Here is a 25,814-nt window from a genome sequence, read left to right on the forward strand (position 1 = left end):
TCCTCCTCCGGCGGGCCAGGGCGCGGTTGTCGGATCCTGACTCTATGGTGGAGCGCGTGGCAGATGAGAAGGCGCCCTCGTACGAGCAGGCCCGCGAGGAGTTGACCGAGGTGGTGCGGCGGTTGGAGACCGGCGGGCTCACCCTGGAGCAGTCGATCGAGCTGTGGGAGCGGGGCGAGAAGCTGGCCGCCATCTGCGAGGAGTGGCTCCAGGGCGCCCGCGTCAAGCTCGCCGCCGCCATGGCCCGCCGCTCGGAGCCCACCACCCAGGACGACGACGCCCCCTTCTAGCACCAGACCGCATACGAGCGGCCTGGCTTCCTGGGGCGCGCCCTGCAAAGGGCGAGCGGGCGATGCCTACGCGCCACGAGAGGTGCGTGCCGGCGGCTCCCCGATGGGCCGGGCCGGTGACGCAGGATCAGTGGGTGTGCGTCGAGCCGAGCTCGGGTGCTTGAAGTCAGCGCAAGCCAGTGAAGGCGTCAGAGCTGGCCGGACCGGTGACGCGGCCGGACGGGTCCGGGGAGCGCGTCGCTAGGCCTCGGCGTACCTGGAGTGCGCGGCGCGAGCCGGTGAAGGCGTCAGAGCCGGCCGAGCCAGTGACGCAGGCTGGACGAGCCCGGGGACGCAGGCTGGACGAGCCCGGGGACCGCGTCGCGGCGGCGTACCTGGAGTGCGCGGCGCGAGTCAGTGAAGACGTCAGGGGCGGCCGGGCTGGTGACGTGGGGTGGACGGGTTCGGGGAGCGCGTCGGGCAGGGCTTGAGTGTAGGCGCACGGTGTGGAGAGCGCGTGGTCCGAGGGGCGTGCGGTGCGGGACAGGGTGGGATGGGCGCCGCGGTGGGCTCGGGGGCGCGGCGCTCGGGGCGGGGTCAGGCGGCTCGGTGGAGGGCCAGGACCGGGATGTGGCGGGTGGTCTTGGCCTCGTATTCGGCGAAGCCGGGGGCGATGGCGACCATGCGGGCGTAGAGCTGGTCGCGCTCCTCGCCGTCGATGAACTCGGCCTTGGCCTCGAAGGTCTCCGTGCCGATCTCCGCCGTGGCCGACGGGTGGGCGCGCAGGTTGTGGTACCAGGCCGGGTGGTGGTCGGCGCCGCCGTTCGAGGCGATGATCACGTACCTGTCGCCGTCGGGAAGGTACATCACGGGCGTCGTGGTGGGCTTGCCGCTCTTGGCGCCCTTGGTCGTCAGCAGCACCAGCGCGGAGCCCTCGAAATAGCCGCCGACCTTGCCGTCGTTGGCCCGGAACTCGTCGATGACCTGCTGGTTGAAGTTGTCTGCCATGCTCGACTCCTTAAGCGGAGGGTTCTCCGATTCAATGGAGACTCTAACCGGAGAATCCTCCGGTTACAACCGCTATCCTCGTACCCGAGGGGAGAGGGATGCCGAAGCGCCAGCCGCTGCCGATCGTCGGGCAGCCACAACCGGAGCGCGCAGACGCCGCGCGCAACCGGCAGAAGATCATCGAAGTGGCGGCCAGGATCATCGACGACCGCGGCGCCGAGCAGCTCTCGCTCGACGAGGTGGCCCGCGAGGCCTGCGTCGGAGTCGGCACCGTCTACCGCAGGTTCGGCGACAGGAGCGGCCTGGTCTACGCGCTGCTCGACGAGCGCGAACGCCGCTTCCAGCAGGCGTTCCTGAGCGGCCCGCCACCGATCGGCCCCGGCGCGCCGCCCGCCGACCGCGTCAGGGCCTTCCTGCCCGCCCTGGTCGACCGCGTCGTGGACCAGCTCGACATGTTCCTGCTGCTGGAGTCGGGCGACGGCAAGAGCAGGTACGGCGGGCCGTACCGCGTCCACCACACGCACCTGGCCACGCTGCTGGCCCAGGCCAAGCCGGGATGCGACCCCCACTTCCTCGCGGACGCGCTGCTCGCGCCGCTGAACGCGAGCCTGATCTGCTTCCAGCGCGACGAGCGCGGCATGACGGTCGACGACATCAAGCGCGGTTTCGCGACGCTGGCCGAAGCGGTCACGTCCTAGGTCATCAGCAACAGCAGGTTGCCCTCCGAGTCACGGATCGCGGCCATCCGGATCTCGGCGCCCGGGCTGCCGAACGTGCCGTCGTCGGTGAAGATCAGGTGCGGCTCCTCCACGATCTCGACGCCGCGCTCCCTGAGGCGGGCGATGTCGCCGTCGAGGTCGTCGGTCCGCAGGTAGAGCAGGGCCGGCGGCGCGCCCTTCTCGATCAGCAGCCGCGTGCCGTCCAGGTCGAGGAAGACCAGCCCAGGAGGGTCGAACGTGGCGATGTGCCGCAGCCCCAGCACATCTCGATAGAACGCGGTCGCCCGCGCCAGATCCTCCGCATGCTGCGCCACCTGCCGCAGTCCCCTCATACCGCGAAAGTAGACTCAATTTTCTGCCTCTGTACGGCAAGTTCCTACTTCTGTACGGCAAGCCACCGCCACCGACCGCCCACCGCACTTCGGCTGAGGACCCGCGCCCGGCGCTTCCGGCGAGTCGGCGCCACTCACCCACCGCCACGGCCCCCGGAATCCACCTCCCGCGGCCATGGTTCCCCGCCGCACAAGGCGCCGCCTTCGCCGTCCCACGCCCCGCCGACCCGGCGCCCGGGAACCGGCTCGGGCCCACTCCAGACGGGCCCCGTCCGCCACGGCACCCGGATCCGCGTCCCGCAGTCATGGTCCCCCGCCGCACAAGGCGCCGCCTTCGCCGTCCCACGCCCCGCCGACCCGGCGCCCGGGAACCGGCCTGGGCCCACTCCAGACGGGCGCCTTGCGCTGTGACGATGAAGAAGCGTCACCGACCCGCCAATCCGGCGCCTGGGAAACGGCCTGGGCTCCACTCCAGGCGGGTCCCATCGACGAGAAGCGGCACCGACCCGCCGACCGGGCGACCGGGGCTTGGGCCCACTTCAGGTGGGTCCTGTGCGCCGTGACGGTGAGAGAGCGTCATCGACTCGCCGGAAGCGCCGGGCGCGGGTCCTCAGCGCACGACGGTGGGCGGCCGGTGGGGTGGCCTGCCGTACAAGAGAAATGCCTGGCGTCTGAACAGAGAGTGCCTGGCGTCTGAGAAAGGGTGCCTGGCGTCTGAAGAAAGAGTGCCTGGCGTGTGAGAGAGGTCAGCTTCGGGGCTGGAGGGCGGTGGCCAGGTCGGTGAGTTCGGGCCAGTCGGCGGTGCCGGTGATGACCAGGGTGACGTCGGGGCGGGTGAGCACGAGGCTGCGCTGGTTCTTGTCCTCGCGGAACCGCTTGTCCCACGTGGCCCCGTTGATCTGCGCGGTGCCGACCGACTTGTCGCTGTTGGCCATGCGGTTGGCGAAGTCGGCCGCGGGCTTCTCGTCGCTCTGGACGAACATGGCATGCTGGCGCTTGGCCGTGGCATACCCCAGGTAGAGCACCTGCGCGCCGTTGGCCCCCTTGGCGATGCGGTTGCTGTTGGGCACCCACCCCGCGGGATCCTTCGTGGGGGCCCAGACCTTGTACGGCACGCTGTGGCCGAAGTTGGCGACGGTGATCGAGTAGTCAAGCTTGGGGATGTGCTCCTCCCTGCTCTGTGGCGTGACGAGCAGGAAAAGGGCGGCCGCAGCCACGCACACGAACAGGGCTACCGCATAGCCCCAGAATCCCTCGGTGAACCGTCGCACATCTGGCGAGGTTACCCGCTGGCAGGGCCGCCTGCCGAAGCGACCGGTCGGATCTGGCCGATGATCGTGAGCACTTCCTCGGCCAGAGCGCGGTTGCCGGTCGGCACGACCTCGTTGACGGCGGCCGCCAAGGCGCCGGTGATGACCAGGACGAGGGCCGGGTCGTCCTCGAACAGCACCGCGTTTCGCCTGGCCCAGGTGCGCAGCCGGTCGCGCATTACGACCTCGAACCCAGGGGGCCCGTCGCCGCGTAGGAACAGCGCGGCCACGTCCTGCTCCTCCAGGCATCCTTCGAGGTAGGCGCGGGCGGCGTCGATGAACACCCGCATCGGGTCGGTCTCGCCCCTGGCGCGGGCCTCGCGGGCGGCGTCCTTGGTGCGCCGCGCCTGGCGGGCCTGGAACTCCTCGAACAGCGTCAGGTAAAGATCGGCTTTGCCGGAGAAGTGGTGGTAGAGGCTGCCGACGCTGGCGTCGGCCTTGGCCACCACGTCGGTCACGCCGGCCTCGGCGAATCCCTTGCGGATGAAGACTTCGCGGGCAGCCGCGAGGAGCGCGGCGCGGGTGGCGGCCCCCCGCCCCGTAACCGCCTGATCCACGTCGCTCATTCGATCTCCTTTGTGCCGGACACGAACCTGATCGCGCACTGTGTATCGACCAAAACCCGCGCCGGGAAACGGGAGTAAGCCAAGGCAGGCACATTATCCTCCGCTGACCGGGAAAGAGGGGACAACTACCATCGACTTCAGTTGTCCACTTGGGAGGCCGCATCATGTCCGATCAGACGTCCGTACCCGCAGCCCTGGCCACAGGCGAGCACGCCCCTGATCGCAACCTGGCACTGGAGCTGGTTCGCGTCACGGAGGCGGCCGCGATGGCGGCGGCCCGCTGGGTCGGCAGGGGTGACAAGAACGGCGCCGACGGCGCCGCGGTCAACGCCATGCGCCAGCTGATCAACACGGTGTCCATGAACGGCGTGGTGGTCATCGGCGAGGGCGAGAAGGACCACGCCCCGATGCTCTACAACGGCGAGCGCGTGGGCGACGGCAGCGGCCCCGACTGCGACGTCGCGGTCGACCCGATCGACGGCACCCGCCTGACCGCGCTCGGCATGCCCGATGCCGTGAGCGTGATCGCGGTCAGCGAGCGCGGCTCGATGTACGACCCGTCGGCCGTGTTCTACATGGAGAAGCTGGTCACCGGCCGGGCCGCGGCCGACGTGGTGGACATCGACGCGCCCGTGGCCGACAACATCAACGCCGTGGCCAGGGCCAAGGGCTGCTCATCCGCCGACGTCACGGTCGTCGTCCTGGACCGGCCCCGCCACGAGCGGCTGGTCAAGGAGATCAGGGAGACCGGCGCGCGGATCAAGTTCATCCCTGACGGCGACGTGGCCGGCGCGATCATGGCGGCCCGCGAGGGCACGGGCATCGACCTGATGCTCGGCATCGGCGGCACCCCCGAGGGCATCGTGGCCGCGTGCGCGCTCAAGTGCCTGGGCGGCGTCATCCAGGGCAAGCTGTGGCCGCGCGACGAGGCCGAGCGCCGCAAGGCCCTGGACGCCGGGCACGACCTCGGCCAGGTCCTCACCACGAACGACCTGGTCACCTCCGACGACGTCTTCTTCGCCGCCACCGGCATCACGCAGGGCGAGCTCATGCAGGGTGTGCGCTTCCGCAGCGGCGTGGCGGTCACGCACTCGCTGGTGATGCGCGGGCGCTCGGGCACGATCCGCAAGGTGGAGAGCGAGCACCAGCTCTGGAAACTGCGGGCCTACAGCGCGATCAACTTCGACAGCGCCGGTTAGCGGCGGCGCTTGCGGCGGGGTGGCTCCTTGACCTTGACCTCGCCGGCGAAGTTCGTCGTGCGGACCTCCACCACCGGGGCGTCCGGCGCGGTGGGCTGCTTGGTCAGGCGCTTGGTCTCGCCCTTGGCGACCCGGATGACCTCCAGGTCCTCGGGCACATGGATCTCCAGCCCGCCGAAGACCAGCGTGGCGTTGATGATGATGCGCCGGTTCTGCAGGATCGCGTCGCGCAGGTCGAGCGTGGTCGTGCCGAACATGGCCGTGACGCTGAGCTCGGCGGGCACGACCCAGCGCCCGCCGCGCTGCTCCTTCTTGAAGATCGCCGAGACGGGGCGGCCGTCGAGGTTGAGCGGCTGCTGGTCGGCGGGCAGCAGGTCACCGGTGAGCTGGGCGAGGTCGCCGAGGGTGCGGGCGGAGTACAGCACGCCCAGGCGCTCCTCGAGCTCGTCCAGCGTGATGCGCCCGTCGGCGTGCGCGTCCTGCAGCACCTGAGCGATGCGCTCGCGGTCGTCGTCCGAGGCCCGCAGCTCGTGCGGCGGCGGCACGGCTCCCTCCTTGGGACGGCGCGCCGCGACCAGCTCCTCGGCCAGCCGCTCTCCAACTTCTTGCAGGCGGGGTAGCCAGGATCCCGGGCGTTCATTCACACTTCCGACGATATCCGGCAGGCGGGGGATTCGCTGACTCTGACGGCGTGTCAGGCGATTCGCGCAAGCAGGTCGTCCACTTCCTCGGCCAGCGAGCGGTCCACCGGGGCGTGCCGGTTGAGCAGCCGGTACCACATCACCCCGAAGATCATGTCGACCACGAGCTCGGGATCGATCCCCTCGGGTAGCACGCCCCTCTCCAGCACCTCGCGCAACGCCTGCCTGCGGTGCCCTATGAGACGTTCACGCAGCTTGGCGGCGAAGACGGGATCGGCCTGGGCGTCGGCCATCAGCCCCACGATGATCGGGCCCGTGGGGCCGCCCGCCACGGTGAACGTGCGGTCGAGGAAGGCCACCAGGTCCGCCCGGGCGTCGCCGCTGCCGGGTGGGGGCTCCACCTTGGGGCCGACCAACTCGGTGACCGCCTCGAGCAGCACCTCGGCCTTGGTCTGCCACCAGCGGTAGAGGGTCTGCCTGCCGGTGCCCGCGGCCTCGGCGATGCCCTTGAGCGTGACGTTCTGGTAGCCGTCACGGGCGCACAGCTCGAGCGCGGCCTTGAGGATCGCTTTCCTGGACTCCTCGCTGCGCGGTCTTCCCACCATGGACGGTCACTTTACAAGACACCGTGCCTCGTTTTATAGTTTCGAGGCAAGATGTCTCGTATTTAGGAGTGCGTGATGCGCGTAGTGATCGTGGGCGGCACGACAGGTATCGGCCTGGCGACGGCCGCCCTGCTCGAGAAGGGCGGCGCCGAGGTGGTCATCACCGGGCGGTCGGCCGAGCGAGTCGAGTCGGCGTTGAAGGAGCTGGGCGACCGCGCCTCCGGGCAGGCCGTTGACGCCACCGACGTGGAGGTGACCAGGGAGTTCTTCGCCGGGCTCGGCACGGTCGACCATGTGGTGATCACCGTGACGGCCCGCGGTGGTGCCGGGCCGTTGCGTACGCTGACCAGGGAGGACCTGGTCAGGGGTATCGAGGGCAAGCTGATCCCGCATCTGCTGACGGCTCAGGCGGCGCTGGAGGTGCTGAGCCCGCAGGGCTCGATCACGTTCGTGACCGCGGCCTCGGCCGGGGCCGCGTACCCCGGGGTGTCGGCGCTGGCGGCGGTCAACGGCGGGCTCGAGGCCACCGTGCCCGGGCTCGCGCTCGAGCTGGCGCCGGTCCGGGTGAACGCGGTCTCCCCCGGCGTGATCGACACCGAGTGGTGGTCCACGCTCGACCCGTCGGTCCGGTCCGCGGTGCTGTCGAGCTCGGCGGCGGCGACGCCCGTCGGGCGGGTGGGCAGCGCCGAGGAGGTCGCGGCCACGATCGCGTTCGTGGTGAACAACGGGTTCGTGACCGGGACCGTGCTGACCGTCGACGGCGGCGGGCGCCTCAAGGCGTGATTCTTCGGGTACGGCAGGCGCCTGCCGTACCCGTCAGTGCCCGAGCTTGTGGAGGTCGGCGAACTGGGCGTCGGTGAGCTGGAGCGCCAGGGACCCGATCTTCATGTCAATCACTCCCTGATTAGGTGTCGCGAGCTCGTAACCAGGGAAAATTCGCCGTTTGTTCCCCGTTGTCGGGAGGCCTCATGCGCACCATCCTCATCACCGGCTCCACCCAGGGTCTCGGCCAGGAACTGGCCCACCGTCTGACGGCCGCCGGCGACCGCGTCATCGTGCACGGCCGCTCGGAGATACGGCAGGCCGACGGGATCCGCGCGGACCTGGCGGACCTGCACGCGGTCGACGCCATGGCCACCTGGGTCCTCGACCGCTACGACCGGCTGGACGTCCTGATCAACAACGCCGGTGTCGGCGGCGGCAAGCCGGGCTCGGGCCGCGAGCTCAGCAAGGACGGCATCGAGCTCCGCTTCGCGGTCAACTACCTCGCGGGCTTCCACCTGACGCGCCGCCTGCTGCCGCTCCTGACGGCCTCCTCCCCCGCCCGCGTGGTCAACGTCGCCTCGGTCGGCCAGCAGGCGATCGACTTCTCCGACCCCATGCTCGAGCACGGGTACGGCAGGCAGCGCGCCTACAGCCAGAGCAAACTCGCGCAGATCATGTTCACCATCGACCTGGCGGAGGAACTCGCCTCCCAGGACGTCACGGTCAACGCCCTCCACCCGGCCACCTACATGGACACCACCATGGTCAGGGAAGCCGGAGCGCCCGTGCTGAGCACCGTGGCGGAAGGCGCGGACGCCACGATGAGCCTGGTGAACGGCCATGCCGGGGTGACGGGCCGCTACTTCAACGGCCATCACGAGGCGCGGGCCGACCCGCAGGCCTACGCCCCGGACGCCAGGCGCCGCCTGCGGGAGCTCTCGGACGCCCTGATCGAGCGCGCCCTGGGCCGGTAAACCCGGAATCCCGGGGCCGGCCGGGGCGTTGTTGTGATCAACGAGATGAGGCGGGGTGAGGGCGGGGTGCACCGGGGCGCTGGATGGGGTTTGGGCGCGGTCGGCGTGGGAGCGGCGGTGATCGTCGCGTTGGACCTGCTCCGGCTCGACCAGGTCGACCCGATCCGGCGGACGATCAGCGAGCACGGGCTCGGGCCGGAGGCCTGGGTGTTCGGGCTCGGGGTCGGGATCCTGGCCGCCGGGTCCGCGCTGATCGGGCTCTCCCTGGCGCACAGGAAGCTGGCCGGGCCCGTGGGGACGCTGGCGATGATGGTGTGGTCCATCGGACTGCTGGTGACCGCCACGTTCCACAAGCACGACTGGTCGGTGGGGCCCAGCCTGAGCGGCAGCATCCACCGCACGGGGAGTTTCGCCGCGTTCCTCGCGCTGCCCGTCGCGGTGCTGATCATCGCCCGCCCCTGGCGCCGCGTTGACGGACGGCGTCCCGCGGTGGCGGCGTTCCTGTTCGGGGTGGTGTCGGTGGTCTGGGTGATCGGCATCGCGACCATGGTCTACCTCGGCGTCCGCAGCGGGACGGCTTGGTGGCAGGTCATGCCTCTCGGGCTCGTCGAACGCGGTCTCGCGGTCACGGAGCTCGCCTCGCTGACCGCGCTGGGCATCTGGGCGGCCCGCCATACGCCTGTCCCCGAGCCCGTGAGATAGGCCGTCCGGTCGTCGGAGACTCCCGGCGACCGGACCCGCACCACAGTGGCACCAGTGGGCACTCTTCTACATACCCGGACTTCGATGAACAAACGTCGCAAACGGGTCAGAGCGTGGGAGGGCCCTGTTCGACGCGGCGCAGGACGGGTTCGAGCTTGTCGAGGTCGGGGCCGGTGATGAGCTGGCGCTCGTCCCACCAGGTGGCGCCCGCCTCGGCCAGGGAGCCGATCACGTCACGGGCCTTGGCCGGGTCGCCGGGGGTGAGGCCGCCGAGGACGATCTCGAAGGGCCGCCCGTCGTCACCGCGCTCCTGCCGCAGGAACGCCACCAGCTCCCGCACCTCCTCGATCGGCGGCAGGAAACCGTGGGTGGCCGAAGCGAACAGGGGCACTGCGCCGTCCCACCGTACGGCCCGCCGCATCGGCCTGCGGTGCGGCCAGAACCCCGCCACCCACACCGGCGGGCGCGGCTGCTGCACCGTGGCGGGCAGCAGGGTGACGTCGTCGACCCGGTAGTGCTCGCCCTCGAACGTCACCGGCTCGCCCGACCAGTAGCGCTCCAGCAGGCCGAGCCCCTCGTCCAGGCGCCCGGCGAGGACGGCGGGGTCGGTGGGCTCGCCGAAGCTGCCGAACTCGTCCTCGATCGGGCCGCCGAGCCCCGCGCCGAAGACGACCCTGCCGCCGGTGAGCGCGTCCAGCGTGGCGACCTGCCTGGCCAGCTGCTGCGGACGCCGCCGCGCCACGGGGGTGACCATCGTGCCCAGCCGGATCCGCGACGTCGCCAGTCCCGCGGCGGTCAGCAGCATCCACGGGTCGGCGAAGGTACGGCGGAGCCGCTTGTGATGCACGACGTGATCCCACACGAACAGCGCATCCCACCCCGCCTCTTCAACGGCCACGGCCAGCGCCGCCACGACCCTCGGATCCGCGAAGTCACCAAAATTCGGAACATTAACCGAAAAGCGCATCCCCACATCCTCCCCTACCCCTCGTTGGGGTTACGGCTGGAGGGCGGTGATCACGTCGGCTATGTAGGTACGGAAGACGCGGGGCATGTCGACGTTGTCCGGGTCGAGGAGCCACTGGGTCTGCAGGCCGTCCATCATGGCGATCAGCCGGTCCGCGTGCGCCTCCGAGTCCAGGTCGGCGCGGAATTCACCGGCCTCGGCGCCGCGGCGCAGGGCCGAGGCGAGGCTGGCGCGCAGCCGGCGGTAGCGGGTCCTGGCCCAGTCGTGGCCCGGATGGTCGGCCGTGACCGCCTCGCCGTTGATGACCGAGAAGAGCTGGACGAGGCCGGGCACCCGGGAGTTGTAGTCGACCACGTCCGCGAGCGCGTCGAGCGCCGCGATCCCCGTCAGGTTGCCGAAGTCGAAGCGGCGCGTGTCGGCCTCGTCGCGGTAGTCGAGGACCGCGATCAGCAGCCGCTCCTTCGACTTGAAGTGGTGGAGCAGCCCGGCCTGTGACAGCTCGACGCGCTCGGCGATGCGGGCCAGCGAGGCACCGCGGTAGCCGTTCTCCGCGAACTCCAGCAGTGCGGTGGCGAGGATGCGCTCCCGCCGCGCATCGCCCGTGGCGTATCCCCGGCGTGTCACCCCGGCACCTTATCAGGTAACAGAAGAGCAACAAACCTACCGAGCGCTCGGAAGAGAATCCTCAAGTCCGCGCCCATGAACCTCACGTGGGCGGCGCCCAGGCGGGGACCGGCTGTAACGACGCTGGTGACCGTACTGATGATCTGGGACAGGACCTATCTCGGCGCGCACTGGCTGTCGGACACCGCGGCGGGGGGCCTGCTGCTCTGGCGGGCGTTCGCGCCCGCCCTGGCGAAGGAGCAGGCCAAGAGGCTAACCTGACAGCGCCTCATGTTTCATCCCCCCACTGGAGGCCATCGTGCCATCCCCTCGTGATCGCCAGGCGCGCATCGCCACGTTCGTCGTCTACGCCGTGCAGGGCCTGTCGTTCGCGACGCTGCTCACGCAGGTCGCCTCGATACAGAACAAGCACCGGCTCTCCGACCTGGCCCTCACGATCCTGCTGCTGATCGTGCCGGTCTTCGCGGGGGTGGGCAGCGTGAGCGCGGGCGCCTTCGCCGCCCGCCTCGGCAGCAAGCTGCTGCTGCGGATCGCGCAGCCGCTGGTCGCGGCGGCCGTGGTGCTGGCCGGTCTGGCGCCGAACGTCCCGCTGCTGGTCCCGGCGCTGCTGCTGTTCGGCCTGGCGGTCGGCGGGGTCGACGCCGGCATGAACATGCAGGGCGTCGCCGTCGAACGCCGGTACGGCAGGCCGGTGCTGAACGGCTTCCACTGCCTGTGGAGCGTGCTCAGCCTGGTGGGAGCGCTGTGGGCGTCGGCCGTCGGCAAGGATCTGCCGCTGGCGGTCGTGATGGCGGTGCCGATGGTGTTCGCAGTGGCGGGCTCGCTCTACGCCGGGCCGAAGCTCTGCACGATCGAGGAGGAGAAGGCCGAGACGGTCGAGGCGGCCACCGGCCGCTTCCCGTGGGGCCCGATCATCCCGCTGTGCCTGGCGATGGGCTTCCTGTACATCGGGGACTCCTCGGTGTCCAACTTCAGCACGGTCTTCATGGACAAGATCATGCACGCGAACGACAACGTGATCCCGCTGGCGTTCGCGGCCTACCAGGCCACCACGCTGGTGGTGCGGCTCGGCGGCGACGTCGCCGTCAGGCGGTACGGCCCGGCGGCGATCGTCAGGATCGGCGGCGCGATCGCCACGCTGGGTTTCCTGGGCGTCGTCCTGGCCCCGACGCAACCGCTGGCGATCATCTCGTTCGGGCTCACCGGGGTGGGACTGTCGGTCGTGGCGCCGCAGTCGTTCTCGGCGGCCGGGCGGCTCGACCCCGCGGGCACCGGGGTGGCCATCGCCAGGGTCAACCTGTTCAACTACGTGGGCTTCATCGTGGGCGCCGCGCTGATCGGCCCGATCGCGGACGCCAGCGGCTACCGGGTGGCCTTCGCCGCCCCGCTGGTGCTGGCGGGCGCGATCATCGTGCTGGCCCGCGGCTTCGAGCCCGCCGTCAAGGTGAGCCGAGCATAGCCACGGCGGTGTCGACGGCGGCGGCCACGTCGTCGTCCGGCGGGTACAGCAGCGCCCTGCCCACCACCAGCCCGCGCACGCCCGGCAGCCGCAGCGCCTTGCGCCAGGCGGCGTAGGCCAGGTCGGGCGTGTCGCCGGGATCGCCGCCGAGCAGCAGCGTGGGCAGCGTGGTGGCCTGCATGACCCGCTCCATGTCGTCCACGACGGGGATCTTCAGCCAGGTCCTGGCCGAGGTGGCGCCGAGTCCCTGGGCCACGCTGATCGCCTGGATGACGCCCTCGGCCGACAGGTCGTGGCCCGTGCGCCGTGACCAGAACGGCTCGATCATCGCCACCAGCCCGCGCTCGGCCAGCTCGGTGATCGCCCGGGCGCACGCCTCGAGCGTGACGGAGGTGCCCGGCTCGTCGAGGGCGATCCGGCAGAGCATCTTGCCGCCGTCCAGCCGCATGCGGGTGATCGTGCCCGTGTCGTAGGCGGTGAAGCGGTCGTCGAACTCGAAGACCGCGCCCTGCAGCCCGCCCCTGTTCATCGACCCGATCACGATCTTGTCGTCGAGGTGGCCGAGCAGCAGCAGGTCCTCGACCACGTCGGGGGTGGCGAGCAGCCCGTCGACGCCCGGCCTGGCGAGCGCCACGGCGAGCCGGTCGAGCAGCTCGACCCTGCTGCCCATGGCCAGCGGCCGGCCGCCGACGCCCAGCGCGCCCCTGGCCGGATGGTCCGCGGCGATGATCATGAGCTGGTCGCGGTCGCCGAGCAGCGGCCTGCGGCGGCGGGCGGCCGCCGCCTCGGCTATGCGCTCGGGGTTCCTGGCCCTGATCCGGCGCAGCTCGCCGTAGTCAGCCAACCCCCACTCCGTCCAGGTAGGCCAGGCTCCGCCGGACGTCGTCGACCGGCTGGTCCCGCGGGCCCGACAGGATCACGTCCTGCTCCATCACGTACCAGCCTTGATACCCAGCCCGCTCGAGTTCGTGCACGATGGTGGCCACGTCCACGTCGCCCTGGCCGAGCGGGCGGTACATGCCGCGCGCGACCGCCTGGGTGTAGGTCAGCTCGCCCTTCCTGACGAGCCCGGCCAGCAGGCCGTCCACGTCCTTCATGTGGACGTGCGCGATCCGTCCCGGCACGGCCGTGGCCAGCTCGGCCGGGTCGGTGCCGCCGATCAGCAGGTGGCCGGTGTCCAGGCACAGCGGGACGGCGCTGCCCCGGAGCACCCGCTCGACCTCCTCGCGGTTCTCGATCATGGTGCCGACGTGCGGGTGGAGGCAGACGTGCGGCACCGCGGCGGCGATGCGGTCCAGGTTGGCCAGCAGCGTCGCCCAGCCCCGCTCGTCCAGCGTGGGGCGGTGGTCGTAGCCGTCGGTGCCGGTGGCGGCGGCCAGGACCAGCATCTCCGAGACGCCGGGCGACAGGTCCGCCAGCGGGTCGTGCCCGGGGTCGTGCAGGACGACCGGCACGAAGGCGCCGACGTTGCGCAGGCCGTACTCCTCGATCTGTGCCTGCGTCAGGAAACCGTCGGGGCCCAGCTCGGTGGCGGTGAGACCGAGCTCGTGCATCTCGCTCAGCACGCGGTCGGCGGGCAGCTGGTAGCCCCAGCCGGGCACCTCGCAGACGCCCCACGAGATCGGCGCACCGGCGATCTTCATCGTTCCACCTCCACCGGGCGGCCCTCGCGTCGCGACCGCTCGCATGCCTCGGCCACGCGCAGCGCGGCCAGCGCGTCCTCGATCGTGCACAGGCTGGAGGTGCTGCGCAGGAACGCGTCGATCTCGTTGACGTAGGCGGTCTCGAAGCGGGTCACGAAGTCCGGCCACGGTTCGCCGTCGGGCTGCAGGCCTTCCGTGCTGGTCAGCGGCGCGCGCGGGCCGAGCCCGACGGCGCGGGTGCCCTTGGTGCCGGCCAGCTCCATGCGCACGTCGTAGCCGGCGCCGTTGTAGCGGGAGCCCTGGACGGTGACCAGCGTGCCGTCGTCCATGGTGAGCAGCGCGACACTGGTGTCGACGTCGCCCGCCGCGCGGAAGAAATCGGCGCCCCGGTTGGCGCCGGCGGCGTAGACCGACACCACCTCGCGCCCGGTCACCCAGCGCAGGATGTCGAAGTCGTGGATGTGGCAGTCGCGGTAGATGCCGCCCGACAGCGGGATGTACTCGGCGGGAGGCGGCGCCGGGTCCGCGGTGATCAGGTGGACGCGGTGCAGCTCACCCAGCTCGCCCGCGCGCAGCGCGGCGGCCGCGGCGACGTAGCCGGGGTCGAAGCGGCGCTGGAAGCCGATCTGCACGTGCTTGCCCCTGCCCGCCTCGAGCACCTTCAGGGTCTCGGCGAGCGTGATGGCCACCGGCTTCTCGCAGAACACCGGGATGCCCCGGCCGATCGCCTTGAGCAGCAGCTCGGCATGGGTGCTCGTGGGCGTCGCGATGACCACGGCGTCCGTCTCGAAGGGGTCACCCGGCCTGCCGTACGGCGAGCTGCGCACAGGGTCGGCCACGATCAGCTCGTCCACCAGCGGATGTGCCGCGAGCGTCGCGGCGTGAAAGGCTCCGATCCTGCCCAGCCCGAGCAGTCCCACGCGCATGGTGCCTCCAATGGGGTGGGGATTTCTTTCTAAGCGAGACCTTCCACCTCAGTCAATAGTTTGTCCTGACATTCTGACTTTTAGACCTTGTACGGCGGCCGCGGTCCGGTGGGCGGGCATGCGGGCGAAGCCGACCACGATCGCGGGCGGGCCCGGCGCGTACCGCATCGGGCCGACGGCCTCGGCCGGCAGCCCCAGGTCGCGGGCGGCGGCGACCACCGTGTTCTCGTCCCAGCTGGCGGGCAGTTCGAGGCAGGCGTGCAGGCCCGCCTGGATGCCGCGGACCCGGACCTCGGGCAGGTGCTCGGCCAGCGCCCTGACCAGGACGTCCCTGCGGATCCGGTACTCGCGGCGCATCCTGCGCAGGTGCCTGTCGTAGCCGCCGGTGTGCATGAAGTGCGCGAGCGCGTACTGGTCGATGACGGGAGAGCCGAGGTCGAACTCGGCCCTGGCCCGCTGCAGCTGCGCGGCGAGATCGGCCGGGGCGACCACCCAGCCGAGCCTGAGCCCGGGCGCCAGCGACTTGCTCGTGCTGCCGGCCAGGATGACCCGGTCGGGCGCCAGCCCCTGCAGGCAGCCGACCGGGTCGCGGTCGAACCTGAACTCGGCGTCGTAGTCGTCCTCCAGCACGAACGCGTCATGCGCGTGCGCCCACTCCACCAGCGCGGTACGGCGCCGCGGCGACAGCACCACGCCGGTGGGGTACTGGTGCGCCGGGGTGACCAGCACCGCCCCTGCCGCGGGGAGCCGGTCCACCCGCAGGCCCTCGCCGTCCACCGGCACGGGCACGAGCTCGGCGCCCGACCTGCGCAGCAGCGGGACCTGGCGGACGCTCGTGGGGTCCTCGATGGCCAGCTTCAGCCCGGCGCCGAGGACGGCGAGCACGAGACTGAGCGCCTGGGCCACGCCGCCGACGATCACCAGGTTCTCCGGGCGCACGTCGGCGGCCCTGACTCTGCGCAGGTAGCCGGCCAGCTCCTCGCGCAGCTCGTAGACCCCCGCGGGGTCGGCGTAGTCGAACGCGTCGGACGGCAGCGTGGTGAGCACGTGCCGCACCGAGGCCATCCAGCGCTGCCGGGGGAACCCGCTGAGGTCGGGGCTGGTGGGGCGGTGCCCGTAGTACGGGCATTCCGTCTCGTCCCCCGGCTCGACCACGGGCCGCGGCGGGGCGGGTTCGAGCGCTCGTGCCACGTGGGTGCCCGAGCCGACTCTGGAGACCAGGAAGCCCTCGGCGACCAGCTGCTCGTAGGCCTCGACCACGACGCCGCGCGAGACCTGGAGATCCGCGGCGAGGTCGCGGGAGGCGGGCAGGCGGGTGCCCGGCTCGAGCCGCCCGAGCCGGATGGACTCCCGCAGCTCGCAGGCGATCTGCCCGGCTATCGCGCCCTTGGCGCGATCTATCGTGACGTGGAGGTCGGCCACATTGGACCTCCCTTTCCTGTGCTCATTGGCCTGATCAGGGGAACCATTCTCTCAATACCATCCCTGACGTGAGAAACGGAGTCATCGGCGCGGCCTGCGCCATGTTCCTTGTCGGGACGCTCGCCGGGGTCTCGGGCCTGGTCAAGGACTATCCCGTGTACGGCGGGCAAGCCGTGCGCTACCTGGTCGCGGCCGTCATCCTGCTGGTCGCCACCCGGGTCCTCGGGCTCCGCTTCGTCCGGCTGACCGCCAGGGAGACGCTCTTCCTGGCCGGGCTCACGCTCTTCGGGCTGGTCATCTTCAACGTCTGCGTCGTGGAGTCCACGCGGGCCTCGGGTCCCGCCCTGGTCGGGACCGTGCTGGGGACCGTGCCGCTGTGGCTGGCTCTGTTCGGCGGGCGGCCGGCGCCGCGCCTGCTGGTGGGCGCCGCGATCGTGGTCGCGGGGGCGACGCTGGCCACCGGGCTCGGCTCGGGCAACCTGCCGGGGCTGCTGTGGGGACTGGGTGCGCTGGTGGGCGAGGTGTGCTTCTCGATGCTGGCCATCCCGCTGCTGCCCAAGCTCGGGGCGATCCGGGTCTCCGCCTACTCCACGGCGCTCGCCGTACCGCTGCTCGCCGTGATCGGGCTGGTCAAGGAGGGGCGCGGGATGTTCAGGGCGCCGACGGGACCGGAGGTGCTCGGGTTCGGGTACCTGGCGCTGGTGGTGACCGTGGTCGCCTTCTTCCTGTGGTACTCCTCGCTGCCCAGGCTGGGGCCCGGGCGCGCGGGGCTGTTCGCCGGGCTCATCCCGGTGGGCGCGATCGTCACGGGGCTGGTGCTGGGGATCGCGACGCCTTCGGCCTACGACCTGCTGGGCGCGGGCGCGGTGATCGCGGGCATCCTCGTGGGGCTCACGGCTGAGCGAGCCCCCGAGGCGGTTCAGGCCGGCGTCACTTCGTCGGCCACTGGCCGTTCTTGATCCCGTACAGGACGACGGCCACCGTGGTGATCCCGATGCCGGCTACCACGAGGAAGCCGATGATCATGGCCATGATCTGTCCGATACTCATACCTGGGAAACGTCTCCGACGTGCCGCCCCGTGTCCGAATATTCGCCCATTTATGTAGATATTGCATGGTGTGCGCCGTACCTTAGCGAACCGACCTGATGGGGAGTACGGCGAGCGCGCCCGCCAGGCAGACCACCACAGCCACCCCGAACAGCGGCGCGTAGCCGCCGCCGATCTGGATCACCGCGGAGGCCACGAACGGCGCCGCGATCTGCGGTCCGGCGGCGGCGACGTTGAGCACGCCGAGGTCCCGCGCGGCGTCCTCGGGATTCGGCAGCACCAGCGTGGCCAGCGCGATGTCGACCGCGAAGTACAGGCCGAACGCCGAGCCGTGGATCACCGCGAACACCATCACCAGGCCCCAGCTCGGGGCCAGCAACGGGATCAGCAGCGCGAGCGCGGCCACCACGCCGGCCACGGTGACGAACGCCTTGCGGCGGTTGAGCTTGTCCGACAGCGGGCCGCCGATCAGCGTGGCGACGATCGAGCACGCCGTCGAGATCAGCGTGATCCTGGCCACCGCGTCGGCCGGCTTCAGTCCCGGCGGGAGGCCGATGTAGTCCTTGAGGATGTACAGCAGGAAGCTCAGCACCATGAAGTAGCCGAGCACCATGAGCGTCCGGCCGATGAACACCCACATGAAGTCCCTGTGCCGCATGGCCGACAGGAACCTCGGGCGCTCACGCCGCTCTTCCACCGAGCCCGAATCCCTGGTGAACACCGACGCGAGCACCGCCGCGCCGACGACCAGCGCGCCGAACACCAAATAGCCGAGCGGGATGTTCGCCGCGAACCGGGCGGCGAGCAGGGTCCCGATCACGCTGCCGAGCGACAGCATGATCCCCAGCACCGCGGAGGCGGTCCCCCGCCTGTCCTCCGGCACCCGGTCGGGGACGATCGCGGTCAGCGCGGCCTGGAACAGGTTCATCGTGGCCTGTCCCAGGCACCACCCCACGGCCAGCGCGAACAGCGACCGCGCGCCGGCCATCAGCGCCATCGCGCCCAGCGCCGCCACCGAGCCGCCGATCATCCACGGCACCCGCCGCCCGAACCGCGACCGCGTCCTGTCGGATAACGCGCCGCCGACGGGGTTGAACACGGTGGCGAACACCGCGCCGATCCCCGAGATCAGCCCCAGGCTGGACACCTTGCCCGCCGGGTCGAGCTGTTCGACGTTGAGCCCGAGCAGCACGCCCACGCCCGCATAGAGGGCGAACATCACGGCGTTCGCAACTCCGAGAACCGGCAGCAAGCGCCCCAACCGCACCGGGGCCGCGACCTCAGCCATAGCCGAACCATAACTTCCCAACCGACCACTCGGTAGGCCCATTTCTTCCCTACCGTCTTTCTGGTACAGCAGGGCCACGCTCTTTCTGGTACGGCAGGCCCCCCGCCACCGGCCGCCCGCCGCACTTCGGCTGAGGACCCGCGCCCGGCGCTCGCGGCGAGTCGGTGACGGTTGCCCGCCGCCACGCCGCTTCGTCTACCGGGCACCGCGGCCCCCTCGCCTCGCCGACCACGGCGCACCCTCCCGAGCCCGCCGGCGCGAAACCGGGGTGGAGGGCTTGCCGTACAGGTGTGCTGGACGAGGACGAGCTGGTCGGGAACAAACCCCGCCGGGGTCAGGATCGGCCGGTCGGCGCCGGTGTTTCGGTGATCGCGATTGCCTCGATGGAGATGAGTATGCCGCGAGGCAGGATCACGTTGGCCGGCGCCGACCGGGCGGGCGCGGGGTCTGGCATGTGCCGGGCGTAGATCGCGTTGATGGTCGCGAAGTCCGCCGGATTCGTGTAGAAGATCGTCGTCTTGACGAGTGTGGACAAGGATGCGCCGGCCGCGGTGAGGATGGCGTTCAGGTTGCGCAGCGCCTGCTCTGTCTGTGCTTCGATGCCCTCGCCGAGTGCGCCGGTGGCCGGATCGATGCCGACGGTGCCGGAGCAGAAGACGAACCCGTTGGCCACGACGGCTTGGCTGTAGGGGCCGATCGCGGGCGGCGCGGCATCGGCGGAGACCGCGGTTCTGATCATGGACGGGCCTCGTACACGATGTTGAACGGCGTCTCGGCGACGCGGCGGAACCGGGTGAACCCCGCATCGGCGGCCAGACGGCGGATCGGCTCCTCGCCCGCCTGGGCGCCGAGCGAATACCCGCCCTCCTGCGACAAGGCGCTGGGCACGCACAGGAACGTCGAGAAGGAGTAGTACACCCGGCCGACAGGGTTGAGGTTGTCGGCCACCGACGCGCCCGCGGCGGGCTCGACGATCAGCCAGGTGCCGTCGCCGGCCAGCTGGGCGCGGACATTGATGGCCGCGCCGAGCGGGTCGCCCATGTCGTGCAGCGCGTCGAAGGTGGTGACCAGGTCGTACGGACCATCGTCGAAGCTCTGCGCGGGCGCCACGGTGAAGCTCACCGAAGCTCCGAGCCCCAGGTCTTCCGCTCGCTTGCAGGCTTGATCGATCGAGGCGTCGTGGTAGTCCGATCCGGCGAACGTCGAAGCCGGGAACGCTTGTGCCATCAGGATGGTGGACGCGCCGTGGCCGCAGCCGACATCCGCGACGCGGGCGCCACGGCGCAGCTTGTTCTCGACGCCGTCGAGCGCGGGCAGCCAGGCGCTGACCAGGTTGGCGCCGTAGCCGGGGCGGAAGAAGCGCTCGCAGCCGGTGAAGACGTCCCCGTCATGCCGGTGCCAGCCCACCCCGTCGCCGCTAAGGAACGCCTCGGTGATCTCCGGCTCCGCCTTCAGCGCGCCGAGCGCGAGCTGGAACGCGCCCGGAACGAAGACGGGCCCGTCCGGGTCGGTCAGCGCGAACGCCTGCTCCTCGCTCAGCCGGTAGGTGCCCGTCGGCGCGTCGTACTCCACGTAGCCGCCCGCGGCCTGCCCGCGCAGCCATTCCTCGACGTAGCGCGGCCAGGTACCGGTGGCCGCGGCCAGCTCATGCGGCGAGTGCGCCCCGCCGGCCAGCGCCTTGTACAGCCCCAGCTTGTCGCCGACCACGACGCTGCCGGCGGCCATCGTCGCGCCGAGATCTCCGGCGAACGTGTTCAGGAAGGCCATGAGGCGGTCCTCGTCCAGTGCCATGAAATCCTCCTCGGTTTCGGTCTGCCCCCGTTCTACGAGGCTTCCGAGGCCTGTCGCCTCGGTAGTCGCTACCGAGATCGGGGCAGGCGCTACCGATGCTTGAGGTCAGGCTGGTGGGGCGAGGATCCCTAGCCCGGCGGCGCGTTCGGCGGCGCCCTGGCGGGTGTGGGTGCCGAGTTTGGCCAGAACCGCCGCGACGTGGCTCTCCACGGTGCGTACCGACACGACGAGCCGGCGGGCGATCTCCGCGTTGCTCATGCCCTGGGCCAGCAGCTGGACGACCTCGACCTGGCGCTCGGTCAGGCCGGCCGGGTTGACCCGGGTCGAGGGAGCCGGACCACGTGGCACCCGGGTCACTCCGAGGTCCCGCAGGCGTGCCCGGACCAGCCGGGCTAGCGGCTCGGCACCGAGCGAGTCGAGCACGGCCAGCGCGGTCAGCTGCTCGCCGGCCTCGGTGCTGGCGGCCAGCGCCGCGGCGTACTCGTACCGGCAGCCTGCCACCCGCCACGCCTCGGCTGCCTCGGCCCACCGGCCGTCGGCCAGCAACGCGTACGGATGGTTCAGCTCCTGCCCGCCGACGGGCCGGCCCGCGCGGCCCAGCCAGTACGCCAGCTCTGCCCGCTCGGCGACGGTGCCGAACCGGCCTGCCAGCTCGTACGCCTCGGTCAGCTCCGCGATGGCCGAACCGGCGTCGGGGTCGAGCATGCTCGCCTCGGCCAGGGCCGCGGCCGCCGGTGCGATCCACTGGCTTTCGCCCTGGCGTACGGCCAGCTGCCACGCCTCGCGCAGCGTCCGTACCGCAGACGGTTCTCCGCGGCGCAACTGGGTGCGGCCGATCACGGTTAACGCGGCGCATCGCACCGGCGGGGAGGCGGCATCGAGGGCGTACGCCGCGGCCGGCAGCACCTCGTCCCAGTCGCCGGTCATGAAGTGCAGCGTCGCCGCCGCCACCTGCAGGTACTGGAAGTACATCAGGAACTCTGAGCGTTCGGCGAACTCGATGCCTTCGGCGAGGCGGCCCCGGGCGAGGTCGAGACGCAGATTGGCGAGGCTGACCAGGATCAGGTTCACGTAGGCCCGGCACGCGTGCTCGGGCTCGTCCGCGTCAAGCGCGACGCGCAGGCACTCCTCGAAGGTGGGCAGCGTTCTCGGGTCGCCGAGCCGGTCACGCGCCATGGCCAGGTTGTTGAGCGCGTGCGACAGGATCGCCGGTGTGTCCCTGCCGAGCGCGATGGCCCGCTCGGCCAGGTCGGCGGCCTCGGTGTCCCGCCCCGCCAGCGCATGCAGCTGAGCCTTGTTGCTCAGCGCCATGGCGAGCAGCTGGTCGTCGACGGCACCGAGAACGGCGACCGCCTCGTCCGCCGCCGTATCCGCCTCGTCCGGGTTCCCTGCCCACCAGCAGATCCGCGACAGCCAGCGCAGGGAAGCGCCCAAAGCGCGCGGGTCGTCACCGCGTCGCAGCTCGACCGCGCGTCGCTGGGCCGCCACCGTCTCGCCGGCGGGGGCACCGATGGTGTAGCTCTCGACGGCCAAGCGTTCCCACAGCTCCGCCTCGTCCTGCCGGGCGAGTACCGGCTGCTGGTCGAGGACCAGCCGCAGGTGGGCCGCCGCCTGCCGGTGCGCCCCGGCGTCGGCCGCCTCCCGGGCCGCGGCCGGCCCGTACTCGAGGATGACGTCGCGGGCACCCGCCTGCGCCGCGTGGTGCACCACCCTGGACACCTCGATCCCGGGCCGAGCCAGGAGCGCGGCGAGCACGCCGCGGTTGGCCGCCTCCCGGAGCACCGCCGGCATCGAATCCACCACCGCGCGGCGAGTCAGTTCGTGGCGGAAAGTCACCCGGCGCGGCGTGACATGAAGCAGGCCTCGCTCCTCGGCCGGGGCGAGCACGGCCGCACCTTCCGGCACGAGGGCTTCGACGAGCCATCGCTCCACCGCCGACGGCACGACGGCGAGCCGTTCCAGGACCGCCGAAGTCGCCGGGTCGAGCTGCGCGACCCGGGCCGAGACCGCGTCCGCGATCGTCAACGGCACCGCCGCGGCGTCCCCACCGGCCAGCAGCTCGGTGACGAAGTAGGGGTTGCCGGAGGTCACCGCGAAGACCTCGTCCGCGTCGACGTCGGTGGCCTCGCTCAGCTGGCGCACCGCGGCCAGGCTGAGCCGGGCCAACCGCAGCCGGCGCACCCGCTCGGCCCGGGAGGCCACCCCCAGCAGGTGCCGCAGCGGGTGATCGCCGGCCAGCTCGTCGTCGCGGTAGGTGAGCACCAGGACCAGCGGCAGCCGCCCCGCCCGGCGGACCAGGTAGCGCAGCACGTCGAGGGTCGCCTCATCGGCCCAGTGGACATCTTCCACAACCAGCACCGTCGGCTGCTCCACCCGGTCGAGCTCGGCGCGCAGCGCCTCCAGCACCTCGCCTCGATCGCCGCGCTCCAGCGCCCGGGTCAGCGCGGTTCCGATGCTGCCGATGAGATCACGCAGAGGGCCGAGCACCCGCGGCGTCGCGAGGTCGTCGCAGTACCCCACCAGGAGCCGCCCATCCGCCGGCAGCACCGCCCGAATGCCGTGAACCAGGCTTGACTTCCCGATCCCCGCCTCGCCGGACACGAGGATCACCGAGCCGGATCCGGCGCCGGCCTCACGCGCGGCACCGGACAGAACGGCCAGCTCGGCTTCGCGCTCCAGGATGGTCGCGTTCACCCGGCACATTCTGACAGAGCGCCTTCGCCCCACGAGCGATCGCGAGCCGCGGTCACTCGACCAGGCGCAGCCAGGCCGCCGCGAGTGCGGCGTGACCGGCCGGCGTCGGGTGCACGCCGTCCTCGGACCAGTACTCCGGCCCGGTCGTCGCGGCGAGTTCGGCGAACATGCCGTCGGCGGGAAGCAGCTGGGCACCGTACTTGCCGGCGAGTTCCCGCACGGCCTGGATCTTCGGGTTCAGATCGGCGCGCCATTCCTTCCGCTCTGCCTCTCCGATGACCGCGGCACCGGCCTCGACGACGCCGTGGATCGGCAGGAGGAACGGCTCGATGAGGATCAGCTCCGTGCCCGCCTCGGCGAGGGGCGCGAGCAGGCGGTCGTAACCCGCCTCGAACTCCTCCACGGGGATCACGTACCCTTCCGGGTCCAGCGTGTGCCAGCCCATGTCGTTGACCCCGACGAGGATCGACACCACATCCGGGCGCGCGTCGAGCACGTCCGCCTGCCAGCGGGCTTCGAGGTCCATCACCTTGTTGCCGCCGATCCCGGTGTTCAGCCAGGTCACGGGGCGGTCCGGATGCCGGAGTCCCCACTCGCCCGCGATGCGCAGCGGGTAGCCGAACCCGAGGCCGTCTTCGCTCTCCATCCGCTGGCTGTCGGTGATCGAATCGCCGGTGAACACCACGGTGCTTCCCGGTCGGAGGGTGATCGTCATATGTGCTCCTTGAACTTGGTTGAGGAGGATGTCAACGTTGACATTCAGGCCGCGGGGCCTGGAAAGCTCGCCGGACTACCGAACCAACGGCCGGCGGCCCGCTCGAACGCTTCACGATCAGGGTCGCGATCACCGGCCCAGGCGACTATGCCGTCAGGTCGGACAAGCACGGCGCCAGCTCCGAGGTCGTCTATCGCCGGCCCCGCCGCATACCTCATCCGGCTCTCCCAGCCCATCGCTGAACCGTGCAGATACCGGTCGATGCTGAAATCGAGCGCGACGCCTCGTCCGTCCTGCAGCAGGTCGCCGAGGCGAGTGCCGTCCTCAAGACAGAAGTCCGGGGCGTTGCGGCCGACCAGCGGATGCTCGCTGCCGAGGTCGTAGCGGATCGACGACCCCGACACCTTGTCGGCCACGTAGGTCGTTCCGTCACGGGTCCCGATCAGGTCGCGGATCACTCCTTGGAGCGCCTGGGCATGCGGGTCCGGCCTCATCACCGCCGCCTGGGCGCGCGTCCAGTCGAGCACCCACGCGCCGATCTGATGGCGCTCGCGGGTGTAGGTGTCGACAAGCCCGTCCGGCGCGTACCCGTGCACGGTCGCCGCGAGCTTCCACCCCAGGTTCATGGCGTCGCCGAGGCCGAGGTTGAGTCCCTGCGCCCCGAGGGGAGAGTGGATGTGAGCGGCGTCGCCCGCGAGCAGGACCCGCCCCTGCCGGTAGGTCGTCGTCTGCATCGCCCGATCGGTGAAGCTCGAGGCGAGATGGACGTCGCTCAGCGTCACGTCGGTGCCGGATACCCGGCGCAGAACCGCCTGGAGATGCTCGCGAGTCGGCCGCTGCGAGCGATCGAACGCGCCGCCGTCGAACTCCATCACCCCGAGGTGCCCTTTCGCGGGCATCTGCAGGTACATGCCGGTCGGCGTCAGATTGAACCCCGGGCGCAGCTTCTCGGGATCGGCGATGGTGGCGAGCACGACGTATCCGGTGAACTGCGGATCAGTCCCCGCGAAGTCGAAGCCCGCGAGCCCGCGCACCGCACTGCGCCCGCCGTCGCAGCCCACGAGCCAGCGCGCCGCGAACTCGTGCTCGCCGGCTCGCGCGACCACAGTCTCGTCGTCCTGCGCGATGGCCGAGACCGTGACGCCGCGCCTGACCTCCACGCCGAGCATGGCTGCCCGCTCGGACAGCACCGTCTCGACCGCCTCGAGGTTGGTCATCACGCCCTCTGTCGCCGGGCTGGGAAGCCGGTACGGCAGGGCGGCGAAGTCGACCTTGGCCGGATCGAGCATCATGCCGGCGAAGTGGCCCCCACCACGAGAGCGCGTGCCGGGATGCGACGCCTTCAACAGCGGGTCCAGCATCCCGCGGCGGTAGAACGCCTCGACCGACGCGGCGGACAGTCCCCGCATCCCGAGCGGGGCCGCCCTCCACGGAGAGCTGGTCTCCGCCTCCCGCTCAAGCACGAGGACAGAGCAACCCGCGAGGCCAAGCTCGCAGGCAAGGAACAGACCAACCGGGCCGGCGCCCACGATCACTACGTCATGCATGAGAACTCCCCTTCCGGAGCTCGCTGTCCTGTTCTCCGCAAAGACTGGAACGGGCCGCTCACACGGGGCACACACGGCGCTGACACGCCCGTCCTGCGACCGCTCAGCGTGTGAGCGTGATTTGGGGACTCGAGAGTGCGTGCGCGAGGATCGCGAGATGGACGGGGATGCGCGGCTTCGCGTCACGCTGCTCGGCGCCTTTCAGGCGTCTCGCGGTGACGCCGCCCTGCCCGTTCGGGGTGCGCGGTTGCAGGGTCTGGTCGTACGGCTGGCGCTCGCCGGCGGACGCGCGGTCGAGCAGGGCGTCCTGGTCGACGCGATCTGGGCCGAGGACCCGCCGGCCGGTCCCGCCCACGCCCTGCAGGCCCTCGTCTCGCGGCTGCGCCGTACCCTCGGCTCGGCCGGCGACGTCGCGCAGGTCGCGGGCGGCTACCAGCTGGACGTGGACGCGGCCGACGTGGACGCGCTGCGGTTCGAGCAGTTCGCCGCCGCCGGCCGTGAGCGCCTGCGCGCCGGCGACCCGAACGCCGCGGCGGCCGTGCTCGGCGAGGCCGTGGCGCTGTGGGGCGACCGTCCCGGCGCCGAGCCCGCGGTCGTC

General features: G+C 71.2%; 28 protein-coding genes. 10 read left to right on the forward strand and 18 right to left on the reverse strand.

All coding sequences use genetic code 11. The annotated features are described in order from the left end of the window. The first annotated feature begins 44 nt into the window (after positions 1-44). A complete protein-coding gene (locus KIK09_RS55765; protein WP_214327698.1) occupies positions 45-290 on the forward strand; it encodes an exodeoxyribonuclease VII small subunit in 246 nt (81 codons plus the stop codon). 576 nt (positions 291-866) lie between these two features. On the opposite strand, the gene KIK09_RS55770 is transcribed toward KIK09_RS55765, so the two are convergent. Further along, positions 867-1,277, reverse strand: a complete 411-nt coding sequence (locus KIK09_RS55770) for a nitroreductase family deazaflavin-dependent oxidoreductase (protein ID WP_214327699.1) — start codon at positions 1,275-1,277, stop codon at positions 867-869. A gap of 98 nt (positions 1,278-1,375) precedes the next feature. Between KIK09_RS55770 and KIK09_RS55775 the strand changes: the two genes are divergently transcribed. Further along, positions 1,376-1,975, forward strand: coding sequence for a TetR/AcrR family transcriptional regulator (locus KIK09_RS55775; RefSeq protein WP_214327700.1), 600 nt, complete (start codon positions 1,376-1,378; stop codon positions 1,973-1,975). Here KIK09_RS55775 and KIK09_RS55780 read toward each other — a convergent pair. The 3 genes from KIK09_RS55780 to KIK09_RS55790 all read right to left on the reverse strand — a co-directional run bounded on the left by KIK09_RS55780 (position 1,972) and on the right by KIK09_RS55790 (position 4,204). After that, positions 1,972-2,328: a VOC family protein gene (locus KIK09_RS55780; protein ID WP_214327701.1), complete on the reverse strand. Its 357-nt coding sequence runs from the start codon at positions 2,326-2,328 to the stop codon at positions 1,972-1,974. The genes KIK09_RS55775 and KIK09_RS55780 overlap by 4 nt on opposite strands. A gap of 746 nt (positions 2,329-3,074) precedes the next feature. Then, positions 3,075-3,599 carry a DUF4245 domain-containing protein gene (locus KIK09_RS55785; protein ID WP_214327702.1) on the reverse strand — a complete coding sequence of 175 codons (525 nt, stop codon included), beginning with the start codon at positions 3,597-3,599 and terminating at the stop codon, positions 3,075-3,077. Positions 3,600-3,610: 11 nt separating this feature from the next. Then, the gene (locus KIK09_RS55790) at positions 3,611-4,204 is read right to left on the reverse strand and encodes a TetR/AcrR family transcriptional regulator (RefSeq protein WP_214327703.1); all 594 of its coding nucleotides are present in this window, start codon (positions 4,202-4,204) and stop codon (positions 3,611-3,613) included. 164 nt (positions 4,205-4,368) lie between these two features. Between KIK09_RS55790 and glpX the strand changes: the two genes are divergently transcribed. After that, on the forward strand, positions 4,369-5,403 hold the full coding sequence (glpX, locus tag KIK09_RS55795; RefSeq protein WP_214327704.1) for a class II fructose-bisphosphatase: 1,035 nt from the start codon (positions 4,369-4,371) through the stop codon (positions 5,401-5,403). Here the strand turns inward: glpX and KIK09_RS55800 are convergent. Both KIK09_RS55800 and KIK09_RS55805 read right to left on the reverse strand, forming a co-directional pair. After that, positions 5,400-6,047: a DUF1707 SHOCT-like domain-containing protein gene (locus KIK09_RS55800; protein ID WP_214327705.1), complete on the reverse strand. Its 648-nt coding sequence runs from the start codon at positions 6,045-6,047 to the stop codon at positions 5,400-5,402. The two genes, glpX and KIK09_RS55800, sit on opposite strands and share 4 nt — an antisense overlap. A 50-nt stretch (positions 6,048-6,097) precedes the next feature. Beyond that, a complete protein-coding gene (locus KIK09_RS55805) occupies positions 6,098-6,649 on the reverse strand; it encodes a TetR/AcrR family transcriptional regulator (RefSeq protein WP_214327706.1) in 552 nt (183 codons plus the stop codon). 75 nt (positions 6,650-6,724) lie between these two features. Here KIK09_RS55805 and KIK09_RS55810 point away from each other — a divergent pair, with 75 nt between their 5' ends. The 3 genes from KIK09_RS55810 (at position 6,725) to KIK09_RS55820 (ending at position 9,090) form a co-directional block, all read left to right on the forward strand. Continuing rightward, positions 6,725-7,432 carry an SDR family oxidoreductase gene (locus KIK09_RS55810; protein WP_250575400.1) on the forward strand — a complete coding sequence of 236 codons (708 nt, stop codon included), beginning with the start codon at positions 6,725-6,727 and terminating at the stop codon, positions 7,430-7,432. Positions 7,433-7,617: 185 nt separating this feature from the next. After that, complete coding sequence (locus KIK09_RS55815) at positions 7,618-8,388, forward strand: SDR family NAD(P)-dependent oxidoreductase (RefSeq protein ID WP_214327707.1); 771 nt, start codon at positions 7,618-7,620, stop codon at positions 8,386-8,388. 45 nt (positions 8,389-8,433) lie between these two features. Then, on the forward strand, positions 8,434-9,090 hold the full coding sequence (locus KIK09_RS55820) for a DUF998 domain-containing protein (protein ID WP_250575401.1): 657 nt from the start codon (positions 8,434-8,436) through the stop codon (positions 9,088-9,090). Positions 9,091-9,196: 106 nt separating this feature from the next. Here the strand turns inward: KIK09_RS55820 and KIK09_RS55825 are convergent, their stop codons facing one another. Continuing rightward, positions 9,197-10,057 carry an LLM class flavin-dependent oxidoreductase gene (locus KIK09_RS55825; RefSeq protein WP_214327709.1) on the reverse strand — a complete coding sequence of 287 codons (861 nt, stop codon included), beginning with the start codon at positions 10,055-10,057 and terminating at the stop codon, positions 9,197-9,199. A 30-nt stretch (positions 10,058-10,087) separates the two neighbouring features. Further along, on the reverse strand, positions 10,088-10,681 hold the full coding sequence (locus KIK09_RS60465; RefSeq protein ID WP_214327710.1) for a TetR/AcrR family transcriptional regulator: 594 nt from the start codon (positions 10,679-10,681) through the stop codon (positions 10,088-10,090). 75 nt (positions 10,682-10,756) lie between these two features. On the opposite strand from KIK09_RS60465, the gene KIK09_RS55835 reads away from it, so the two are divergent. Beyond that, a complete protein-coding gene (locus KIK09_RS55835; protein WP_214327711.1) occupies positions 10,757-10,942 on the forward strand; it encodes a phosphatase PAP2 family protein in 186 nt (61 codons plus the stop codon). Between the two features lie 37 nt (positions 10,943-10,979). Then, positions 10,980-12,140, forward strand: coding sequence for an MFS transporter (locus KIK09_RS55840; protein WP_214327712.1), 1,161 nt, complete (start codon positions 10,980-10,982; stop codon positions 12,138-12,140). Here KIK09_RS55840 and KIK09_RS55845 read toward each other — a convergent pair. Genes KIK09_RS55845 through pdxR form a run of 4 tightly spaced genes read right to left on the reverse strand, consistent with a single transcriptional unit; the run spans position 12,121 to position 16,131 of the window. Continuing rightward, positions 12,121-12,984, reverse strand: coding sequence for a Cgl0159 family (beta/alpha)8-fold protein (locus tag KIK09_RS55845; RefSeq protein ID WP_214327713.1), 864 nt, complete (start codon positions 12,982-12,984; stop codon positions 12,121-12,123). The two genes, KIK09_RS55840 and KIK09_RS55845, sit on opposite strands and share 20 nt — an antisense overlap. Beyond that, positions 12,977-13,783 carry a sugar phosphate isomerase/epimerase family protein gene (locus KIK09_RS55850; protein ID WP_214327714.1) on the reverse strand — a complete coding sequence of 269 codons (807 nt, stop codon included), beginning with the start codon at positions 13,781-13,783 and terminating at the stop codon, positions 12,977-12,979. The genes KIK09_RS55845 and KIK09_RS55850 overlap by 8 nt, the downstream gene beginning before the upstream one ends. Continuing rightward, a complete protein-coding gene (locus tag KIK09_RS55855; protein ID WP_214327715.1) occupies positions 13,780-14,709 on the reverse strand; it encodes a Gfo/Idh/MocA family protein in 930 nt (309 codons plus the stop codon). The genes KIK09_RS55850 and KIK09_RS55855 overlap by 4 nt, the downstream gene beginning before the upstream one ends. Positions 14,710-14,757: 48 nt before the next feature. After that, on the reverse strand, positions 14,758-16,131 hold the full coding sequence (gene pdxR / locus KIK09_RS55860) for a MocR-like pyridoxine biosynthesis transcription factor PdxR (protein ID WP_214327716.1): 1,374 nt from the start codon (positions 16,129-16,131) through the stop codon (positions 14,758-14,760). A 68-nt stretch (positions 16,132-16,199) separates the two neighbouring features. On the opposite strand from pdxR, the gene KIK09_RS55865 reads away from it, so the two are divergent. Then, positions 16,200-17,090: a DMT family transporter gene (locus KIK09_RS55865; protein WP_308164870.1), complete on the forward strand. Its 891-nt coding sequence runs from the start codon at positions 16,200-16,202 to the stop codon at positions 17,088-17,090. Positions 17,091-17,263: 173 nt separating this feature from the next. Here KIK09_RS55865 and KIK09_RS55870 read toward each other — a convergent pair whose 3' ends face one another. The 6 genes from KIK09_RS55870 to KIK09_RS55895 form a co-directional block, all read right to left on the reverse strand. Next, a complete protein-coding gene (locus tag KIK09_RS55870) occupies positions 17,264-18,469 on the reverse strand; it encodes an MFS transporter (protein ID WP_250575402.1) in 1,206 nt (401 codons plus the stop codon). A gap of 334 nt (positions 18,470-18,803) precedes the next feature. Then, entirely contained in the window at positions 18,804-19,208 is a 405-nt protein-coding gene (locus KIK09_RS55875; protein ID WP_214327717.1) for a Rid family detoxifying hydrolase, read from the reverse strand. Beyond that, positions 19,205-20,260 (reverse strand): class I SAM-dependent methyltransferase, encoded by a 1,056-nt coding sequence (locus KIK09_RS55880; RefSeq protein ID WP_214327718.1) that lies wholly within the window; start codon positions 20,258-20,260, stop codon positions 19,205-19,207. The genes KIK09_RS55875 and KIK09_RS55880 overlap by 4 nt, the downstream gene beginning before the upstream one ends. A 105-nt stretch (positions 20,261-20,365) precedes the next feature. Further along, positions 20,366-22,954, reverse strand: coding sequence for an ATP-binding protein (locus KIK09_RS55885; protein WP_214327719.1), 2,589 nt, complete (start codon positions 22,952-22,954; stop codon positions 20,366-20,368). A 52-nt stretch (positions 22,955-23,006) separates the two neighbouring features. Next, the gene (locus KIK09_RS55890) at positions 23,007-23,669 is read right to left on the reverse strand and encodes an SGNH/GDSL hydrolase family protein (protein WP_214327720.1); all 663 of its coding nucleotides are present in this window, start codon (positions 23,667-23,669) and stop codon (positions 23,007-23,009) included. 44 nt (positions 23,670-23,713) lie between these two features. Further along, complete coding sequence (locus KIK09_RS55895; protein WP_308164871.1) at positions 23,714-25,204, reverse strand: FAD-dependent monooxygenase; 1,491 nt, start codon at positions 25,202-25,204, stop codon at positions 23,714-23,716. A gap of 169 nt (positions 25,205-25,373) precedes the next feature. On the opposite strand from KIK09_RS55895, the gene KIK09_RS55900 reads away from it, so the two are divergent. Then, on the forward strand, positions 25,374-25,814 hold a 441-nt coding region (locus tag KIK09_RS55900; protein WP_275956610.1), incomplete at its 3' end, for an AfsR/SARP family transcriptional regulator.

It is taken from the genome of Nonomuraea sediminis (assembly GCF_018531495.1).
Lineage (GTDB): Bacteria > Actinomycetota > Actinomycetes > Streptosporangiales > Streptosporangiaceae > Nonomuraea > Nonomuraea sediminis.

What these genes read in the sequence shown, in the direction of transcription:
- KIK09_RS55765 (WP_214327698.1), top strand. Translation starts at nt 45, where the DNA reads ATGGTGGAGCGCGTGGCAGATGAGAAGGCGCCCTCGTACGAGCAGGCC.
- KIK09_RS55770 (WP_214327699.1), bottom strand. Translation starts at nt 1,277, where the DNA reads ATGGCAGACAACTTCAACCAGCAGGTCATCGACGAGTTCCGGGCCAAC.
- KIK09_RS55775 (WP_214327700.1), top strand. Translation starts at nt 1,376, where the DNA reads ATGCCGAAGCGCCAGCCGCTGCCGATCGTCGGGCAGCCACAACCGGAG.
- KIK09_RS55780 (WP_214327701.1), bottom strand. Translation starts at nt 2,328, where the DNA reads ATGAGGGGACTGCGGCAGGTGGCGCAGCATGCGGAGGATCTGGCGCGG.
- KIK09_RS55790 (WP_214327703.1), bottom strand. Translation starts at nt 4,204, where the DNA reads ATGAGCGACGTGGATCAGGCGGTTACGGGGCGGGGGGCCGCCACCCGC.
- glpX (WP_214327704.1), top strand. Translation starts at nt 4,369, where the DNA reads ATGTCCGATCAGACGTCCGTACCCGCAGCCCTGGCCACAGGCGAGCAC.
- KIK09_RS55805 (WP_214327706.1), bottom strand. Translation starts at nt 6,649, where the DNA reads ATGGTGGGAAGACCGCGCAGCGAGGAGTCCAGGAAAGCGATCCTCAAG.
- KIK09_RS55810 (WP_250575400.1), top strand. Translation starts at nt 6,725, where the DNA reads ATGCGCGTAGTGATCGTGGGCGGCACGACAGGTATCGGCCTGGCGACG.
- KIK09_RS55815 (WP_214327707.1), top strand. Translation starts at nt 7,618, where the DNA reads ATGCGCACCATCCTCATCACCGGCTCCACCCAGGGTCTCGGCCAGGAA.
- KIK09_RS55820 (WP_250575401.1), top strand. Translation starts at nt 8,434, where the DNA reads ATGAGGCGGGGTGAGGGCGGGGTGCACCGGGGCGCTGGATGGGGTTTG.
- KIK09_RS55825 (WP_214327709.1), bottom strand. Translation starts at nt 10,057, where the DNA reads ATGCGCTTTTCGGTTAATGTTCCGAATTTTGGTGACTTCGCGGATCCG.
- KIK09_RS55835 (WP_214327711.1), top strand. Translation starts at nt 10,757, where the DNA reads ATGAACCTCACGTGGGCGGCGCCCAGGCGGGGACCGGCTGTAACGACG.
- KIK09_RS55850 (WP_214327714.1), bottom strand. Translation starts at nt 13,783, where the DNA reads ATGAAGATCGCCGGTGCGCCGATCTCGTGGGGCGTCTGCGAGGTGCCC.
- KIK09_RS55855 (WP_214327715.1), bottom strand. Translation starts at nt 14,709, where the DNA reads ATGCGCGTGGGACTGCTCGGGCTGGGCAGGATCGGAGCCTTTCACGCC.
- KIK09_RS55870 (WP_250575402.1), bottom strand. Translation starts at nt 18,469, where the DNA reads ATGGCTGAGGTCGCGGCCCCGGTGCGGTTGGGGCGCTTGCTGCCGGTT.
- KIK09_RS55875 (WP_214327717.1), bottom strand. Translation starts at nt 19,208, where the DNA reads ATGATCAGAACCGCGGTCTCCGCCGATGCCGCGCCGCCCGCGATCGGC.
- KIK09_RS55880 (WP_214327718.1), bottom strand. Translation starts at nt 20,260, where the DNA reads ATGGCACTGGACGAGGACCGCCTCATGGCCTTCCTGAACACGTTCGCC.
- KIK09_RS55890 (WP_214327720.1), bottom strand. Translation starts at nt 23,669, where the DNA reads ATGACGATCACCCTCCGACCGGGAAGCACCGTGGTGTTCACCGGCGAT.